This is a genomic window from Nonomuraea antri, assembly GCF_013283785.1.
Classification (GTDB): domain Bacteria; phylum Actinomycetota; class Actinomycetes; order Streptosporangiales; family Streptosporangiaceae; genus Nonomuraea; species Nonomuraea antri.
The window spans coordinates 1-16919 of record NZ_JABCPZ010000039.1 but is presented as its reverse complement, the minus strand read 5'-3'; the positions used below and the strand labels follow the sequence as shown (position 1 = coordinate 16919).

Sequence of the window (16919 nt, the reverse complement as noted above, 5' to 3'; positions counted from 1 at the left end):
TCGTCGTGCCGGTGCACCACTCGATCTCGACCTGGCGGCAGCCCAGCCCGCCGGCCGCCTCGCCGCAGCGCACCGCGCTCGTCGCGCAAGTGGCGGAACGCGTGCGGGCAATCGGCGCCGGACGGCTGCTGGTCGGCGTCGACGGGCTCACCGCCGCGGGGAAGACCGGCTTCGGTCACGAGCTGGCCGCGGCGATCAGCGTTGCCGGACGCTCGGTGCTGCGCGCCACGCTCGACGACTTCAAGCGCCCGTGGAAGGACCGGCACCGCTACGACAGGGAGTCGGGCGAGGGGTACTACCGCAACGCCTTCGACTACGACGGCGTCAGGCGGCTGCTGCTCGACCCGTGCCGCTCGGCGGCGGCCACCTCGTGCACGCTGTGCCTGCTCGACCCGCTGACCCAGGAGGACCACTCGGCGGTCACCTCGCCGCTGGAGCCGGACTCGGTGCTGATCGTGGACGGCGTGTTCGCCTTCCGCCCGGAGATCGACGGCTACTGGGACTTCCGGATCTGGCTGGAGGTGGACGCCGAGCTGTCCGTCCGCCGGGGGACCGCCCGCGACCAGGACTGGGCCGGCCCCGACGCGGAGCGGCTGCACCGCGAGCGCTACCTGGTGGCCGAGCGGATCTACCTGGCCGAGGCCGGCCCGCTGCCGCGCGTGGACGTGGTCATCGACAACACCGTCTTTGCCGAACCGCGCCTGATCCGGGGCTGAACCGCTCCTCACCTGACGGTTCGACGACGAAAACCATGCTCATTCACGGCGTGTCGGAGTTTCAGGCTTGGCAGTGGCGGTAACTAAGAGTAGCGGCATAGTCGCTAAAAGTGATTGGAGACCGCGATGCGTCGTCTTCTCGCCCTCACCCTCGCCTCCGCCGCCACCCTCGGGGCGCTCAGCCTCGGCTCACCCGCGTCGGCCGCCCCCGCCCCGGAGGCCGCTCCCGGGGCTCCCGGGGTCGCCGCCCCGGCCGTCAACCACCGGTTCGTCTCCAGGATCGAGTGCCACTTCGGCGGCGGCCACGTCGTCGCCGACCCGCACAGCCCGACGCTGCTGTCCTGCTACGGCGGCGCGTTCCACGGGTACTGGGTGCACCTGCACCGCCGCTGGTGGCGCTGACCCCATGAACGACCGGCCGGGGTCGCTCCCCGGCCGGTCACCTGACCGTCACCGGCCCGCGAGGTGCTCCCGGTACCAGGCGTAGGACGCCTTCGGGGTGCGGCGGCCGGTCTCGAAGTCCACGTGCACCAGGCCGAAGCGCTGGTGGTAGCCCTCGGCCCACTCGAAGTTGTCCAGCAGTGACCAGACGAAGTAGCCGCGCACGTCCACGCCGTCGGCCATCGCCTGGCGCGTCGCCTCGATGTGGCCGCTCAGGTAGTCGATGCGGGCCTGGTCGTGCACCGTGCCGTCGGGGCCCTGGACGTCCTCCTGCGAGCAGCCGTTCTCGGTGATGTGGATCGGCGGCAGCGCGGCGCCGTAGCGGGACTTGAGCGTGTTGAGCAGTTCGCGCAGGCCGGCGGGCACCACCGGCCAGCCGAAGGCGGTGGTCGGGTAGCCGGTGATCCCGGCGTCGGCGAAGGGCAGCCCGGGCCCGCCGGGTGCGGCGATGCGGGTGGGGTTGTAGTAGTTGATGCCGAGCGCGTCGATCGGGGCGGAGATCGTGCGCAGGTCGCCGTCCGCGACGAAGGACAGGTCGGCGCCGTACGCGTCCAGGTCCGGATAGGCGCCCAGCAGCACCGGGTCGGTGAACAGGCGGTTGTGCAGCGTGTCGTAGGCGGCGGCCGCGGCCAGGTCGTCAGGGGAGTCGGAGGCGGGCCAGACCGGCGTGCAGTTGTTGGTGATCGCCACCTGCCCGGCGCCCGCCGCGCGCAGCGCCCGTACCGCCAGGCCGTGGCCGAGCAACTGGTGGTGCGCGGCCGGGAGCGCGTCGAGCAGCAGGGCCTGGCCGGGGGCGTGGATGCCCATCGCGTAGCCGTAGGCCATGTGCACGAACGGCTCGTTCAGGGTGATCCACAGCGGGATCCGGTCCGCCAGCCGCTCGGCCACGACCGCCGCGTAGTCGGCGAAGTGCTCGCTGACCTCGCGGTTCAGCCAGCCGCCCCGGTCCTGGAGCGCCTGCGGCAGGTCCCAGTGGAACAGCGTGGGCACCGGCTGGATCCCGGCTTCGAGCAGACCGTCGACCAGGGCGTCGTAGAAGTCGAGCCCCTTGACGTTGATCGCGCCCTGTCCCTCGGGCTGGATCCTGGGCCAGGCGATGGAGAAGCGGTAGGCGTTCACGCCCAGGTCGCGCATGAGGCCGACGTCCTCGCGCCAGCGGTGGTAGTGGTCGCAGGCCACGTCACCGGTGTGGCCGTCGCGGGTGCGGCCGGGCTCGTGGGCGAAGGTGTCCCAGATGGACGGGCCCCTGCCGTCCTCCGTCGCGGCTCCCTCGATCTGATAGGCGGCGGTGGCCGTACCCCAGAGGAACATGCGGGCTCCCTGCTGCTATGCGAGTATGGCTCATGTTAATGGACGGCAAAGAGACCCCCTGTACCTGCTGGTAATACGCCAGGATGGAGGCCATGACGAGTACCTTGCGCCGTCGTCCAGCCCAGCGCCGCAGCGTGGAGCGGGTGGAACGGATGCTCGACGAGTGCGCCCTCCTGCTCGACGAGATCGGATACGAAGCACTGACCACCAAAGAGGTGGCACGGCGGGCCGAGGTGCCGATCGGCACGTTCTACCAGTTCTTCCCCGACAAGCAGGGCCTGGTGCGCGCGCTGGCCGTGCGCAACCTGGAGGCGTTCCTCGAACGCGTCACCGAGCGCATCGCGGTCGCCGACCTGGGCCACTGGACCGACCTGGTCGACCTGGCCGTCGACGAGTTCGTCGCGATGAAGCGCACCACGCCCGGGTTCGCGGTGGTCGACTTCGGCGAGGTGTTCCCGACACCCGGCGGCCCGGCGCTGGAGGGCACGAACCGGGCGCTCGACGGGCAGATGGACAACAACATGGTGGTCGCCGACCGGCTGCGGGCGCTCACCCTCGACCTGCTGGACGCCCCGGCCGGGCCCGGGCTCGACCGGGCGCTGCTGGTGGCGGTGGAGGCCACCGACGCGGTGCTCAAGCTGGCGTTCCGGGTGAACCCGGCAGGCGACGCCGACCTGATCGCCGAGTGCAAGCAACTGGTCCGCCGGTACCTGGCGGACCACCTGCCCTGACCATCGCCGGAGTGCGTCAGCCGGCCTCGTTCAGCCTGGTGAGCTGCGCGGCGTCCAGTTCGAGCCGGGTCGCCGCGATGGCCTCGTCGAGCTGCGCCATCCTGGTCGCGCCGATGATCGGCACGTGCCCGTCGGCCAGCAGCCAGGCCAGCACCACCTGGTTCGGGGTGGCGTCCAGCTCGGCCGCCACCTCGTGGAGCACGGCGAGGCGGCGCGTCGTGCCCGGGTGGTCGTAGATCTCCGGGATCGGCCGGTCCGCCCGTCCCGTGTACGCCCCGGCCATCAGCGTGTTGTACAGCCACAGGGTCACACCGGGCTCGCTGGCGACGTAGTCGAGGGTCTCGTCGGAGACGAGCTGGTGTGCCGACTCGACCGGCCTGGTGTTCGGGCGCGGCCGCAGGTAGGTGTGGCGGAGCTGCAGGTGGGTGTAGGGCAGCCAGCCGTTCGCCGCCGAGATGGCGCGGGCCCGCTCAAGCCGCCAGGTGGGCAGGTTGCTGGCGCCGATGGCACGCACCTTGCCCTGCTCGGCGAGCGCGTCGAAGGCGCCGAGCGTCTCCTCCAGCGGAGTGGCCCGGTCCTCGATGTGCGACCAGTACACGTCGATGTGGTCGGTGCCCAGCCGCTTGAGGCTGCCGTCGACGCCCTGCGCGATGACCGGGGCGGCGAGCCCTTCCGCGGTGTCCATGGTCTTGTCGCCGGGGACGGTGGGTCGGCCGCCGACCTTCGTGCTGATCACCATCTGGTCGCGGTTGCCGCGGGCGGCCAGCCACGCGCCGATGGCCAGCTCGCTCTCGTCGCCGGTGCAGCCGTCGATCCAGAACGGGTAGTTGTTGGCGGTGTCGAGCATGGTGCCGCCGGCCTCGTGGAAACGGTCGAGGATGGCGAAGGTGTCCTCCATGCTCACGGAGGTGCCGAACGAGATCGTGCCCAGTGCGATGTTCATGGGGATGACTCTGGAAGCTGGAGTGCACTCCATGTCAAACCGGGGCGGAGGTGGCCGGGCGCGCGGGCCTGATCGGCGGTTTTGTCCAGGGGGCGGTTGACCTGGAGTGCGCTCCAGGTGCGATCCTGTCGTCCGTGAGCGTGTACACACCCGCCGAGGTGGTCGAGGAGACGGGCTTCAGCCTCGACACCCTGCGGTACTACGAGAAGATCGGCCTGCTCGAACCCATCAGCAGGAACGCGGCCGGGCAGCGCAGGTTCAGCCAGGAGGACGTCGGCTGGCTGGGGCTGATCCGGTGCCTGCGCGACACCGGCATGCCCATCGCGGAGATGCTGCGCTTCGCCGAGCTGGTACGCGAGGGCGACCACACCTTCGCCGACCGGGCCAGGCTGCTGGAGGAGCACGACCGGCGGGTGCAGGGGCAGATCGAGAACCTGGTCGAGCGCCGGCGCTACATCCATCACAAGATTTCCTATTACCGGGGCGCGGTGTAGCTCGGCCTTGGGGGTCCGGTTGTTAGACCAAGGACCATGGCCGGACCCCGGGCGAAGCGCATCAACATCCCGTTGCGCCGCGTCGCGATGTTGTGCGCGGTGCTGCTGTTCACGCTGCTCGCGCACGTCACCGTGATCCAGGCGTTCGGGTCGTACCGGCTCAACGCCGATCAGCGGAACCAGCGGATGGTCATCGCCAGGTTCGACCGGCCGCGCGGGGACATCCTCACCTACGACGGCACCGTCATCGCCGGCAGCCGGGCCACCAGGAGCGGCCCCTACCTGTACCAGCGGGTCTACCGCGGCGGCGAGGTGTACGCCCCCATCACCGGCCACGTCTCGCTCTACCGCTCCACCGGCATCGAACGCGCCGAGGACGCCGTACTGTCCGGCGACGACGCCAAGGTCAAGGTGCGCTCCCTGGTCAGGGACGGCACCGCGGAAGGCGCCGACGTCAGGCTGACGATCGACGAGCGCGTCCAGTGGGCCGCCTACCGGGCGCTCAAGGCCACCGGGAGACCCGGCGCGGTCGTGGCGATCCACCCGGTGACGGGCGCGATCCTGGCCCTGGCCAGCTATCCGGCCTACGACCCGAACGCGCTCACCACCTTCGACGCCAAGGCCCTGGCCGCCGGGCTCGACCGGCTCAGGCAGGCGCCCGACCGTCCGCTGTTCAACCGGGCGCTGCATGGGCTCTATCCGCCCGGGGCCACGTTCAAGCTGGTCACGGCGGCCGCGGCGCTGGCGTCCGGCGAGTACACGCCGACCGCGACGGTGGACGCGCCGTCCAGGCTGAACCTGCCGGGCAGCCTCACCTACGTGCAGAACGCCGACGCCGCCCCCTGCGGCAACGCCCACCCCTCGCTCACGTACGCCTTCCAGCTCTCCTGCAACACCGCCTTCGCCAACCTCGGGCTCCAGCTCGGCCAGGACCTGCTCAGAGACCAGGCCGAGGCGTTCGGGTTCAACGCCGGCGGGCTGACCGTGCCGCTGGCCAGCAGCCCGAGCACGTACCCGAAGGAGCTGGACCGGCCGCAGACCGCGCTGTCGGCCATCGGCCTGCACGAGAACCGGGCCACGCCGCTGATGATCGCCATGCTGTCGGCCGCGGTGGCCAACAAGGGCGTGCTCATGCGGCCGTACCTGGTGGAGGAGGTGCGCCTGCCGGACGGCTCGATCATCAACCGGGCCAGCCCCAGCCCGTACCGCGACGCCGTGCCGGAACAGCTCGCCGGGCAGCTGGCGTTCATGATGACCACGGTCACCCGCGCGGGCGGCACGGGCGCGGCGGCGGCCCTGCCCGGGGTGGAGGTGGCCGCCGCCACCGCCACGGCCGGGTCCATCCCAGGGGCCGAGGACAACGCGCTGGTCACCGCGTTCGCGCCGGCCGACGCGCCCGAGGTGGCGGTGGGCGTGGTGCTGGAGCGGCCGGGCGCCGGGGCCGGGGCGGCGACGGCGGTCGCCCGGGCCGTGATGGCGGCCGCGCTCACCTAGTACGGTGGCGTCGTGCGCCGTCAGGACCCAGGCCCCGCAGAGCAGCGCGCCGCGCCCGGTTCCCCGATGGCCGCGTCCGGTTCCCCGATGGCCGTGCCCGGTTCCCCGACGGCTGCGCCCGGGTCACCGGTCGCCGTGCTCGGGGAGTGCGTCGCCGACGCTTTCACCGACGGCCCCGCCGGCGGTGAGCTGATCCTGCGCGTGCTGCCCGGCGGCGGCCCGGCCAACACCGCCGTCGCGCTGGCCAGGCTCGGCACCCCGGCCAGGTTCCTGGGCCGCCTGTCCGGCGACGTCTTCGGCACGCTCTTCCGCGACCGGCTGTCGGCGTCCGGCGTCGACCTGACCGGCTGCGTAGCCGCGGCCGAACCGAGCACGCTGGGCGTGGCGGCGCTCGACGGCGAAGGGCGGGCCGCCTACTCCTTCCACGCCGAAGGCACCGCCGACTTCCAGTGGGCGGCCGCCGAACTGGACGTCGCCCGGCTGGGCGGGGCGTCGTGCCTGCACACCGGGTCGCTGGCGCTGGTGTGCCCGCCCGGGGCCGAGCGGGTGGAGGCGTTCGCCGGCCAGGCCGCGCGCGGGGCGACCGTGTCGATCGACCCCAACGTCCGGCCCGCGCTGGTCGATCCCCGCGTCTACCGGGAGCGGATGGCGCGCTGGTGCGAGCTGGCCGACCTGATCAGGCTCAGCGACGACGACCTGGACGTGATCCACCCCGGCATGGAACCGGCGCGGGCCTGCGACCTGTGGCACGCGGCGGGCACGCGGCTGGTGGTGGTGACGCTCGGCGCCAGGGGCGCGCTCGTGTCGCTGGACGGCGCCCGCGCCGAGGTGCCCGGCGTCCCGGTGGACGTGGTCGACACCGTGGGCGCCGGCGACGCCTTCACCGCCGGGCTGCTGCACCGGTTGGGGGAGCGGGGGCTGCTGGGCGGGCGGCTGGACCGGCTCGACCTGGACACGGCGGTCGAGTCGGCCGCGTTCGCCGCCAGGGTCGCGGCGCTGACCTGCACCGTCGCGGGCGCCGACCCGCCCTGGGCGAGCGATCTCGCCCCGACCGCCTGATCGCAGGCGGCGCGTCAGGGCGGGGGCGGCAGGTCAGCGGGAGGCCGCGGGCCGGGTCAGCGCGCGCTTGAGTATCTTGCCCGTCGGGCTCATCGGCAGCGCCTCCGCGAACGTGATGTGCCGCGGATACTTGTACGCCGCCACCCGCTCCTTGACGAACGCCCGCAGCTCGTCGGCGCTCACCGGGGCACGCACCGCCACCACCGCCGAGATCTCCTCGCCGAGCTCGGCGTGCGGCACCCCGATCACCGCCGCCTGCCGCACGGCCGGGTGCTCGTACAGCACCTCCTCGACCTCGCGCGGATACACCGTGTACCCGCCCCGGATGATCACGTCACGCCGCCGGTCGACCAGGTAGAAGTAGCCGTCGGAGTCGACCCGGCCCAGGTCCCCGGTGTGGAACCAGCCGTCGCGGATCACCTCCGCCGTGCCCGCCGGGTCGTTCCAGTAGCCTTTCATCACGTTGGGGCCGCGCACCACGATCTCGCCGATGCCGCCGCACGGCACCTCGCGGCCGTCGTCGTCCACGACCTTCATCTCCACCTCCCTGATCGGCCAGCCGATCGAGCCGGGACGGCGGGCGTGACCGCCCCGGTTGGTGGCCGCCACCGGGGAGGTCTCGCTGAGCCCGTACCCCTCGACGATCTGGCAGCCGAACCGCGCCTCGTAGGCGCGCAGCACGTCGAGCGGGAGCGCGGCGCCGCCGGACGCGCAAACGCGCAGCAGCGACAGGTCGGAGGCGCCCGGGTGGTCGAGCAGCGCGATGTACATGGTGGGCACCGCCTGGAGCACCGTGACGCCGTCGCGCCTGATGACCTCCAGAGCGCGTCCCGCCTCGAAGCGGGGCAGCAGGGTCAGGCGGGCGCCGGCGTGCACGGTGGCGTTGAGCGAGCAGGTCTGGCCGTAGGTGTGGTAGAGCGGCAGCGCGCCGAGCACCACGTCGTCCACGCCGAGCGCGTGCATGCGGGCCACGGTGGCCGCGTTGCCGCCCAGGTTGGCGTGGGTCAGCTCGATGCCCCTGGCCCGGCCGGTGGTGCCCGAGGTGTAGTGGATCACCGCGGTGTCGCCGGGCTCGGCGCGGGCGATCTCGTGCTCGGCCGTCACCGCGCGCAGCAGCCGGCGGAACTCCTCGGGGACGACGAAGAAGCAGTCGGTCCCGGTGGCCGCCGCGCCGGACTCGGCGGTCTCGGCGAACGCGTGCCAGGCGATCAGCAGCCGCGCCCCGCAGTCGGCGAGATAGGCGGAGATCTCTCGTTTCTTCAGCAGCGGGTCGAGCGGCACGGCCACCGCCCCGATCCGCAGCACCCCGTAGTATACGACCCCGAACTCCGGCACGTTCGGCAACATGATCGCCACCCGGTCGCCCCTGCCGATCCCGCGGCAGGTCAGCAGCGCCGCGAGCCGGGCGCTGAGCTGGTCGAGGGCGCCGTAGGTGAGCTCCGCGTCGTCCAGCGTGAGAACGGCCCTGCCACCGAGCCGGTCGGCGGCGGTGTGGAGCCGGTCAGCGAGATTCATGGCATCGACCGTACGCCGGTTCCCGTCCGGCTCTCATCGGTCACGGTGGCCAGTCTTGGCCGTCCGGGATTGGGCGGCAGCGAGTCCTGCAACGCGATCGCGACGAGCAGTTCGACGAGATCGTCGATCTTGCGGAGCGAGCGTCCGGTGCGTTCCTGGATGCGGCGCAGGCGGTACTGCGCGGTGTTCGGGTGGATCTGCAGGCGTTCGGCGGTGGCGCGCAGGTTGAGGTCGGCCGAGGCGAACGTCCTGATCGTCGCGGTGAGCACGCCGCCGCGCTCGCGGTCCTCGGCCAGCAGCGCGCGGATGCGCGGGTCGACCAGGTGCCTGGCGGTGTCGTCGGCCTTGAGCGCCAGGTACTGGAAGGGCGTGATGAGCGGCAGCGCGGCCACGCCGCCGTCCTCGGGCACGAACTCCAGCATCGCCCGCGCCTCCAGGTAGGCCTGCGGGATCAGGCCGGGTCCCGCGGCGATCGTGCTGATGCCCATGGCCAGCCTGATGCCCTCGCCGGCCAGCGTGTCGCGGACCGCGCGCAGCCGGTCGCACAACTCGCCCGGGTCGCCGCCGGGGCCGAGCACGGGGATGGCCACGATCTCGGACTGGCGGACCACCGACAGCGTGCGCGTCCCGTTCTCGCTGGTCCTGGCGATGGCGGCGGAGGCGGCGTGCCTGGCGTCCGCGCCGGTGACCGCGCGCGGGCCGATGAGCACCGCGACCACCACGAGCAGCGGCACGCGCGTGCCCGGGGCCAGGCCGTGCGCCTGCGCCGCCGCGAGCTGCCCGCCGCGCGCGGGGACGCCGCCGCCCAGCAGGGTTTCGAGCAGGTCGCGGCTCTCGCGCACCGCCTCGGCGGTGGCGTACTGCTGGAACTCCATGTACGCGTTCGCGGCGTGCGTGCTGGCGAAGTCGCAGTACCGCATGAGCGGCGTGGCCAGCGACAACGCCGCCTCCTGACCGGCGAACGAACGTCCGGCCCGCCTGACCACCGACTCCCAGAACACCTGCTGCCCGACCCGGAAGGCGTTGATGTAGTCGGCCAGCGCCACCCCGGCCCGCGCCCGGCGCATGGCCGCTTGCCTGGTGAAGGCGATGTCGTCCAGCGTGACCGTGCGTTCCTCCATGAGCACGGCCAGCTTGCTGCGGTAGTGCCTGGCCACCTGGTCGTGGACGTCGGCGTGGAAGGCCGCGCCCTCGGCGGCGTACGCGGGGATCTCGGCCTTCATCGCCGCGAGCGCGGCCGCGGCCAGGCCGTCGAGGTCGGCGAGGAGTTCGGCGAGTATCCGCGCGCGTTCCGCCCGGACTCTCTCCGTACCAGTGAGCGTTTCCGTGCTGAAACCACCGGACATGCCGGGATGATCCATGCCCGCCGCCGGGCGGTCAACGGTTCGTGACCGGTCCGAGACAGATGCTGTGCTCCGGGACCAACTCGCCGCGCACAGGTGTGGTGACCGTGCCCAATGCGGCTGTCAGCGCGGTGAACCTACGCTGACCCCAACTTCAGAACATTGTTCTCCAGGAGGCCGCATGCTGGAGGTACGCGATCTCACCGTGCGCTTCGGGGGCATCACCGCGCTGGACGGCGTCGGCTTCGGGGTGGAGCGCGGCGAGATGGTGGGTCTGATCGGCCCGAACGGCGCCGGCAAGACCACCCTGTTCAACTGCCTGACCAGACGCCACGCCGCCGACGCCGGGAGCGTGACGTACGAGGGCGAGAACCTGCTGGCCAGGCCCCCGCACGCGATCGCCGAGCTGGGCATCGCCCGTACCTTCCAGAACCTGGGCCTGTTCCGTCGCCTGTCGGTGCGCGACAACGTGCTGGTCGGCGCGCATCACCGGGGCCGCGCCGGATTCCGCACGGCCGCGCTCGGCCTGGCCAGAGCCGAGGAACGGGCCCTGCGCGCGGACGCCGACGCCGTGCTCGCCCGGCTGGACCTGTCCGCCGTGGCCGGGCACCCGGCGACCGGGCTGCCGTTCGGCACGCTCAAACGGGTGGAGCTGGCCAGGGCGCTGCTCGGCCGGCCGCGGCTGCTGCTGCTCGACGAGCCGGTCAACGGCCTGAACGCGGCCGAGGTGGCCGAGTTCGCGGGCACGCTCAGCGCGATACGCGACGAGTACGACCTGACCGTGATCGTGGTCGAGCACCACATGGGCTTCGTCATGGGCACCTGCGACCGCATCGTCTGCCTGGACTTCGGTCGCAAGATCGCCGAAGGCCCGCCGGCCGAGGTGCAGCGCGACCCGGCCGTCATCGAGGCGTACCTGGGGACGGCGGCGGCATGAGCGACCTCGTGGTCACCGACCTGTCCGCCGGCTACGGGGACGCCAAGGTGCTGCACGGCATCAGCCTGACCGTCGGCGCCGGCGAGATCTGCGCGATTCTCGGCCCGAACGGCGCCGGCAAGACCACGCTGCTGCGCGCCCTGTCCGGCATGGTCAGGGCCAGGGGCGGCATCAGGCTCGGCGACGCCGAACTGGCCGGACGCCCGCCGGACACCCTGGCCAGGCTCGGCGTCGCTCACGTGCCCGAGGGACGCGGCACGTTCGTCCCGCTGACGGTCGAGGAGAACCTGCGGCTCGGCGCGTACACCCGGCGCGACTCCCGCGCCGTGGCCGCCGACCTCGACCGCGTCTACGCCTACTTCCCGGTGCTGAAGACCAGGCTCAAGCAGGCCGCGGGCAGTCTCAGCGGCGGCGAGCAGCAGATGCTGGCCATCGGCAGGGCGCTCATGCTCCGGCCGAAGCTGCTGCTGCTCGACGAGCCGTCGCTCGGGCTGGCCCCGCTGGTCACCAGGGAGTTGTTCCGCATCGTCCAGGCCGTCAACGCAGAGGAGCGGACCACCGTGGTCGTCGTCGAGCAGAACGCCCATCTCGCCCTCGGCATCGCCCAGCAGGCGCACGTGCTGGAGACCGGGCGGATCGTCCTGTCCGGGACGGCCGCGCAGATCCAGGCCGACGAGCAGGTCGCCCAGTCCTACCTGGGGTACCGGGTATGAACGGCTTCCTGCAGCAGGTGATCGAGGGGCTGGGCGCGGGCGCCATCTACGCCAGCCTTGCCCTGGCGCTGGTGCTGATCTACCGGTTCACCGGGATCGTCAACTTCGCGCAGGGCGAGCTGGCCATGTTCGCCACGTACCTGGCCTGGCAGTTCACCGCGGCCGGGCTGCCGTTCTGGCCGGCGCTCGGGCTCACGCTGGTGGTGTCGTTCGCGGGCGGGATGCTCATCGAACGCGTGATCATCCGGCCGGTCGAAGGCGCGCCCGAGCTCACCGTGGTGATCGTCACCGTGGGGCTGTTCATCTTCGTCAACGCCGCGGCCGGCTGGATCTGGACGTTCCTGATCAAGGATTTCCCGAACCCGTTCCCCTCCGGGGCCTTCGAGGCCGGCGGGATCAGCGTCGGCTACGCGACTCTTGGCGTGTTCGCCGTGGTCGGGGTAGTGATGGGGCTGCTCTACCTGCTGTTCCAGCACACCAGGATCGGGCTGGGCATGCGGGCGGTGGCCACCAACCCGGACTCCGCGCGGCTGGTCGGCATCCGCGTCGGCTGGACGCTCGCGCTCGGCTGGGGCCTGGCCGCGACCGTGGGCGCGGTGTCGGGCGTGCTGGTCGCGCCGCTGCTGTTCCTGGAGCCCAACATGATGGGCGGCGTCCTGATCTACGCGTTCGCCGCGGCGACGCTGGGCGGGTTCGACAGTCCGGTGGGCGCGGTGGCCGGCGGGCTGATCGTGGGCGTGGCCGAGACGCTGGCCGGCGCGTACGTCGCCGTCATCGGCTCCGACCTGAAGGTCGGCGTGCCCCTGGTGATCATTCTGGGCGTCCTGCTGCTGCGGCCGCAGGGGCTGTTCGGACGAGCGGTGGTGGAACGCGCATGATCCAGGCTCCGGAGCGGCTGGAAGCGCCGGCCAGGCCCGTCGCGGCGGCGCGGTGGCGATGGGCGGCGGCGGCCGTATCGCTGGCCGCGGCCTGTTACGCGCCGTTCCAGCTCGTCCCCTTCCACGTCTTCCAGCTCACCATGGTGCTGGTCTACGCGGTGGCGCTGCTCGGGCTGAACCTGCTGGTCGGGCACGCCGGCCAGATCTCGCTCGGGCACGGCGCGTTCTTCGCGGCCGGCGCGTACACGGCGGCGGTCACGATGGAACGCTGGGCGCTGCCGTACCCGCTGACCCTGCCGATCGCCGCCGCGGTCGCCTTCCTGCTCGGGCTGGCGCTCGGCGTGCCCGCGATGCGGCTGCGCGGGCTCTACCTGGCGCTCGTCACGCTGGCCATCGCGATCTTCCTGGTGCCGCTGCTCAAACGGTTCGAGGACGTCACCGGCGGCTCGATGGGCCTGACCCTGGCCAAGCCCGCGCCGCCGGCCTGGAGCGGCCTGGCCGAGGACCAGTGGCTGTACTTCCTCGCGCTCGCCGTCGCGCTCGCCGCGTTCGCGCTGGCCCGCGGCCTGCTGCGGTCCCGCGTGGGCCGCGCGCTGCACGCGATCAGGGACGACGAGATCGCGGCCGAGGTGATGGGCGTGCGCCCGGCCTGGTACAAGACGCTCGCCTTCGCCTGGAGCGCGATGTTCGCCGGGGCGGCGGGCTGTCTCTACACCTGGGTGATCGGCTTCGTCTCGCCGGACTCGTTCCCGGCCACGTTGTCGATCACGCTGCTGGCCGGCCTGGTGGTCGGCGGGCTCGGCGCGCTGGCCGGGCCGGTGCTCGGCGCGCTGTTCGTGATGTTCGTGCCGAGCATCTCTCAAGACGTCAACGACGCCGCCCCGGGTGTCATCTTCGGCCTGCTGATCATCGTGGTGATGTACGTGGCGCCGACCGGTCTGGCCGGACTGATCCAGACGATCTTCCGTAGATTCCGCAAGGTCCGTTAAGGAGTATGGGATGCGAGTGACTTCGATCGGCTGTGCCGCGCTGCTCCTGCTGGCGGCGGCAGCCTGCGGCGGCCGGGGCGACACGGGCACCGGTGGCACGAGTGGCACCGGCGGGGGCGCGACGGCCGCCGCCGGCCAGTGCCAGGGACAGCAGACGACCGGCATCACCGACACATCCATCAAGCTCGGCGGCATCTACCCGCTGTCGGGCCCCGCCTCCGCCTACGGCGCCATCCCCAAGGGCATCAAGGCGTACTTCGACTACGTCAACGCCGAGAAGGGCGGCATCGGCGGGCGCAAGGTGGAGTTCGTCGTCCGCGACGACGGCTACCAGCCGCCCAAGGCGGTCGAGGAGGCCCGCAGGCTGGTCGAGCAGGAGCAGGTGTTCGCGCTCTTCCAGACCCTCGGCACCCCGTCCACCACCGCCACCTGGGACTACGCCAACCAGCGCAAGGTGCCCCAGGTGTTCGTGGCCACCGGCGCGTCCACGTGGGGCACCGACACCGCGCACCCGTGGACGATCGGCTGGCAGCCCAACTACATCTCCGAGGCCCGCGTCTACGCCCAGTACCTCAAGACCGACAAGCCCGACGCCAAGGTCGCCGTGCTCTACCAGAACGACGACTTCGGCAAGGACCTGCTCGACGGCTTCAAACGGGCCGTCGAGGGCAGCGGCGTCAAGGTCGTGGCCGAGCAGTCGTACGAGGTGACCGACCCCAGCGTGGACGCCCAGATGCGCAACCTCGCCGAGTCGAAGGCCGACGTGCTGCTCAACGTGACCACGCCCAAGTTCGGCTCCCAGGCGCTGGCCGCCGACGCCAAGAACACCGGGTGGAACCCGCTGCACATCGTGAACAACGTGGCCGCCTCGATCACCGTGCTCAAGCCGGTCGGCTTCCAGAACGTCCAGGGCATCGTGTCGGCGTCCTACTACAAGGACCCGACCGACCCGACCTGGAAGGACGACGCGGAGATGAAGCTCTACCACGAGAAGATGAAGCAGTACGCGCCCGACGCCGACCCGGCGGTGCCGTACCACACCTTCGGCTGGGCCGTGGCGAGCAGCTTCCACAAGGCCATGGAGGCGGCCAAGTGCCCGACCCGCGAAGGGCTGCGCGACTCGATGCGCGACCTCAAGGGGGTCAAGGTGGACATGCTGCTGCCGGGTGTCACGCTCGACACGGCCGCCGGTGACGGCTTCCCGATCGAGTCGCTGCAGCTCATGACGTTCAAGGGCGAACGGTGGGAGCTGTTCGGCCAGGTCATCGACACCCGCAAGGAATTCGGCCCGCTGACCGGTTGACAGAACGGGCCGGCGCCTTGCCAGAGGGGGCCGGCGGCGGCGCGGTCGCGGCCGTGCTGTTGGTGGTCGCGGCCCGGGCCCGTCGCCGGGCCGGGCGCGCGGGGGTCACAGCCAGCTCGCCCTGACGCTGTCGGCCGGCCCCTCGCCAGGTGGCCGGCCGAGCTCGCCCGCGCGGACCCTGGCCAGCAGGCGGTTCACCGTGTCGACGATCTCCGGTGCGCACGTGCGCAACGCGGCGGCGTCGGCGGCGAGCCCGGGGTCGTCGTCCAGGCCGGCCTGTTTGAGCACGCCGTCCAGGTCGGACAGCCGGCCCGCCAGCCAGCCCGGCGGGTCGGCCGACAGTTCCTTGTCGAACACGCGCGGCCCCGGGTCCCACCTGGTGAAGACCGGGTGGTGATGGGTACGGTCGAAGCTGCCAGGCCGGCCGTCGACCGATTCGAGCAGGTCGACCCGCCACAGCGGCCTGGCCAGGTCGATCGGGCGCGCCGCGTAGATGGTGCCCTGCAGCTCGCCCTGTTCGAGCAGCCGCAGTTCGAGCCGGACGCCCCGCTCGGCGCCCTCCTGGCCCTGGTTCGGATTCGGGTCGACGAAGTAGATGTCGCTCACGGCCACGCCGAGTCGTTCGAAACCGTAGACGTACAGCACGTGCGCACTCTCCTTTCCCCGGGTCGTTACCAGCACCGTACCCCTGGCCCCGGCGGGGTCACGAGCCCAGCGCGACCAGGGCGCCGGCGTGCTCCAGGCCGCTCTCCAGCGCGATCTCGTCGAGCGACTGCGCCGGCCTGACGACGGCCAGCCGCACGTCGCCGCCGTCCTCGGCGGTGGTGAAGCCGTACACGGCCGGGCGCGGCAGGCTGTTGTAGGCCCACGGGGTGGAGAAGTAGTACGCGCCCGTGTCGTACAGGGTCACGATGTCGCCCTCGGCGAGCTCGGGCAGCTCCCTGTCGTGCGCCACCACGTCACCGGCGAAGCAGCACGGGCCGGCCACGTCCTGGGCCAGCATCGGGCCGTCCTTGGGGCGGCCCTGGGCGTCGAACGCGCCGACGCGCAGCGGCCACGCGGCCGGCATGAGCACGGTCCTGGTGGCGACCTGCGCCCCCGCGTGCGTGATGGCGATGCGCCGCCCGCCCGCGTTCTTGGTGTACTCCACCAGCGCGCAGATGAACCCGTTCTTGGCCAGCAGCGACCGGCCGAACTCGGTGACCAGCGCGTAGCGTCCGTCGAACAGGCCGGGCACGGCCGTGCGCAGCGCCGAGACGTACTCCGCGAACGTGGGCCTGACCTCGTCGTCGTCGAAGTTGACCGGCAGGCCGCCGCCGATGTCCAGGCTGGTGATCCGCTGGGTGCCGAGCGTGGCGTTGATCTCCTCGGCGAGCCGGTGGATCTCCGCGATGCCCGCCGCGATCAGCTCCAGCGGGCAGCCCTGCGAGCCGACGTGCGCGTGCAGCCGGGTCAGCCAGGGACGCTCGACGAAGGCCCGCACGATGGCCTCGCGCATGCCCGGGTCGCGCAGCGGCACGCCGAACTTGGACGTGGCCGTCGCGGTGCTCATCGCACCGATGGACCCGGTGCCGACCTGCGGGTTGACCCGCAACCCGAGCACCGAGGACGAGTGCTCAGGCCGCAGCTCGTCGATGCGGGCCAGCTCGGACAGGCTGTCGGCGTTGACCGCGACGCCGAGCGAGAGCGCCTGGCGCAGCTCGGTGCGCGTCTTCGCCGGGGAGTCGAAGACGATCCGCGCCGGGTCGAACCCGGCGTCCAGCGCGATGCGCAGCTCGCCCGGGCTGGCCACCTCGCAGCCCATGCCGGTGTCGGCCAGCAGCCGCAGGACGGGGATCAGCGAGGCGGCCTTGGCGGCGAACGTGTGCAGCACGCCCGGCGTCTCGGCGAACGCCTCCTGGAGCGCGGCGACCGAGTCGCGCACGCCCTCGACGTCGAGGAATCCGGCCACCGGCTGCTCGTCTCCCAGAAGCCCGGCCTGTACGGCGTGACGGACGACGTCCGCGGCCCGCTCGGCGGACGGGCGGCGGGACGGGCGGGGGAGGACCGAGG

General features: G+C 72.2%; 17 protein-coding genes. 11 read left to right on the top strand and 6 right to left on the bottom strand.

What is annotated here, in order from left to right:
* Positions 1-5: 5 nt before the first annotated feature.
* Both HII36_RS15725 and HII36_RS15720 read left to right on the top strand, forming a co-directional pair.
* Complete coding sequence (locus HII36_RS15725) at positions 6-716, top strand: nucleoside/nucleotide kinase family protein (RefSeq protein WP_217369565.1); 711 nt, start codon at positions 6-8, stop codon at positions 714-716.
* A 126-nt stretch (positions 717-842) separates the two neighbouring features.
* The gene (locus tag HII36_RS15720; RefSeq protein WP_173523920.1) at positions 843-1118 is read left to right on the top strand and encodes a hypothetical protein; all 276 of its coding nucleotides are present in this window, start codon (positions 843-845) and stop codon (positions 1116-1118) included.
* Between the two features lie 48 nt (positions 1119-1166).
* Here the strand turns inward: HII36_RS15720 and HII36_RS15715 are convergent, their stop codons facing one another.
* The gene (locus tag HII36_RS15715) at positions 1167-2468 is read right to left on the bottom strand and encodes a GH1 family beta-glucosidase (RefSeq protein ID WP_173523919.1); all 1302 of its coding nucleotides are present in this window, start codon (positions 2466-2468) and stop codon (positions 1167-1169) included.
* 92 nt (positions 2469-2560) lie between these two features.
* On the opposite strand from HII36_RS15715, the gene HII36_RS15710 reads away from it, so the two are divergent.
* Entirely contained in the window at positions 2561-3199 is a 639-nt protein-coding gene (locus HII36_RS15710) for a TetR family transcriptional regulator (protein WP_173523918.1), read from the top strand.
* Between the two features lie 16 nt (positions 3200-3215).
* Here HII36_RS15710 and HII36_RS15705 read toward each other — a convergent pair whose 3' ends face one another.
* On the bottom strand, positions 3216-4142 hold the full coding sequence (locus HII36_RS15705; RefSeq protein WP_173523917.1) for an aldo/keto reductase: 927 nt from the start codon (positions 4140-4142) through the stop codon (positions 3216-3218).
* A 134-nt stretch (positions 4143-4276) separates the two neighbouring features.
* On the opposite strand from HII36_RS15705, the gene HII36_RS15700 reads away from it, so the two are divergent.
* The 3 genes from HII36_RS15700 to HII36_RS15690 are packed head-to-tail and all read left to right on the top strand — an operon-like array spanning position 4277 to position 7189.
* Positions 4277-4636: a MerR family transcriptional regulator gene (locus tag HII36_RS15700; protein ID WP_173523916.1), complete on the top strand. Its 360-nt coding sequence runs from the start codon at positions 4277-4279 to the stop codon at positions 4634-4636.
* A gap of 36 nt (positions 4637-4672) precedes the next feature.
* Positions 4673-6130, top strand: a complete 1458-nt coding sequence (locus HII36_RS15695; protein ID WP_173523915.1) for a penicillin-binding transpeptidase domain-containing protein — start codon at positions 4673-4675, stop codon at positions 6128-6130.
* 12 nt (positions 6131-6142) lie between these two features.
* A complete protein-coding gene (locus tag HII36_RS15690; RefSeq protein ID WP_328807725.1) occupies positions 6143-7189 on the top strand; it encodes a carbohydrate kinase family protein in 1047 nt (348 codons plus the stop codon).
* 33 nt (positions 7190-7222) lie between these two features.
* Here HII36_RS15690 and HII36_RS15685 read toward each other — a convergent pair whose 3' ends face one another.
* Positions 7223-8704: a long-chain-fatty-acid--CoA ligase gene (locus tag HII36_RS15685; protein WP_173523914.1), complete on the bottom strand. Its 1482-nt coding sequence runs from the start codon at positions 8702-8704 to the stop codon at positions 7223-7225.
* Positions 8701-10050 carry a PucR family transcriptional regulator gene (locus tag HII36_RS15680; protein WP_173523913.1) on the bottom strand — a complete coding sequence of 450 codons (1350 nt, stop codon included), beginning with the start codon at positions 10048-10050 and terminating at the stop codon, positions 8701-8703. Before HII36_RS15680 ends, HII36_RS15685 begins: the two co-directional genes overlap by 4 nt.
* Positions 10051-10228: 178 nt before the next feature.
* Between HII36_RS15680 and HII36_RS15675 the strand changes: the two genes are divergently transcribed.
* Genes HII36_RS15675 through HII36_RS15655 form a run of 5 tightly spaced genes read left to right on the top strand, consistent with a single transcriptional unit; the run spans position 10229 to position 14867 of the window.
* Complete coding sequence (locus HII36_RS15675; protein WP_173523912.1) at positions 10229-10984, top strand: ABC transporter ATP-binding protein; 756 nt, start codon at positions 10229-10231, stop codon at positions 10982-10984.
* Positions 10981-11697 carry an ABC transporter ATP-binding protein gene (locus HII36_RS15670; RefSeq protein ID WP_173523911.1) on the top strand — a complete coding sequence of 239 codons (717 nt, stop codon included), beginning with the start codon at positions 10981-10983 and terminating at the stop codon, positions 11695-11697. The genes HII36_RS15675 and HII36_RS15670 overlap by 4 nt, the downstream gene beginning before the upstream one ends.
* Positions 11694-12575, top strand: a complete 882-nt coding sequence (locus HII36_RS15665) for a branched-chain amino acid ABC transporter permease (RefSeq protein WP_173523910.1) — start codon at positions 11694-11696, stop codon at positions 12573-12575. The genes HII36_RS15670 and HII36_RS15665 overlap by 4 nt, the downstream gene beginning before the upstream one ends.
* Positions 12572-13564, top strand: a complete 993-nt coding sequence (locus HII36_RS15660; RefSeq protein ID WP_173523909.1) for a branched-chain amino acid ABC transporter permease — start codon at positions 12572-12574, stop codon at positions 13562-13564. Before HII36_RS15665 ends, HII36_RS15660 begins: the two co-directional genes overlap by 4 nt.
* Before the next feature lie 10 nt (positions 13565-13574).
* Positions 13575-14867, top strand: coding sequence for an ABC transporter substrate-binding protein (locus tag HII36_RS15655; RefSeq protein WP_173523908.1), 1293 nt, complete (start codon positions 13575-13577; stop codon positions 14865-14867).
* 105 nt (positions 14868-14972) lie between these two features.
* Here the strand turns inward: HII36_RS15655 and HII36_RS15650 are convergent, their stop codons facing one another.
* Together HII36_RS15650 and HII36_RS15645 are read right to left on the bottom strand one after the other, a co-directional pair.
* Positions 14973-15512, bottom strand: a complete 540-nt coding sequence (locus HII36_RS15650; protein ID WP_173523907.1) for a hypothetical protein — start codon at positions 15510-15512, stop codon at positions 14973-14975.
* 58 nt (positions 15513-15570) lie between these two features.
* Positions 15571-16919 (bottom strand): type III PLP-dependent enzyme domain-containing protein (locus tag HII36_RS15645; protein WP_173523906.1); only part of this gene is annotated, 1349 nt, incomplete at its 5' end.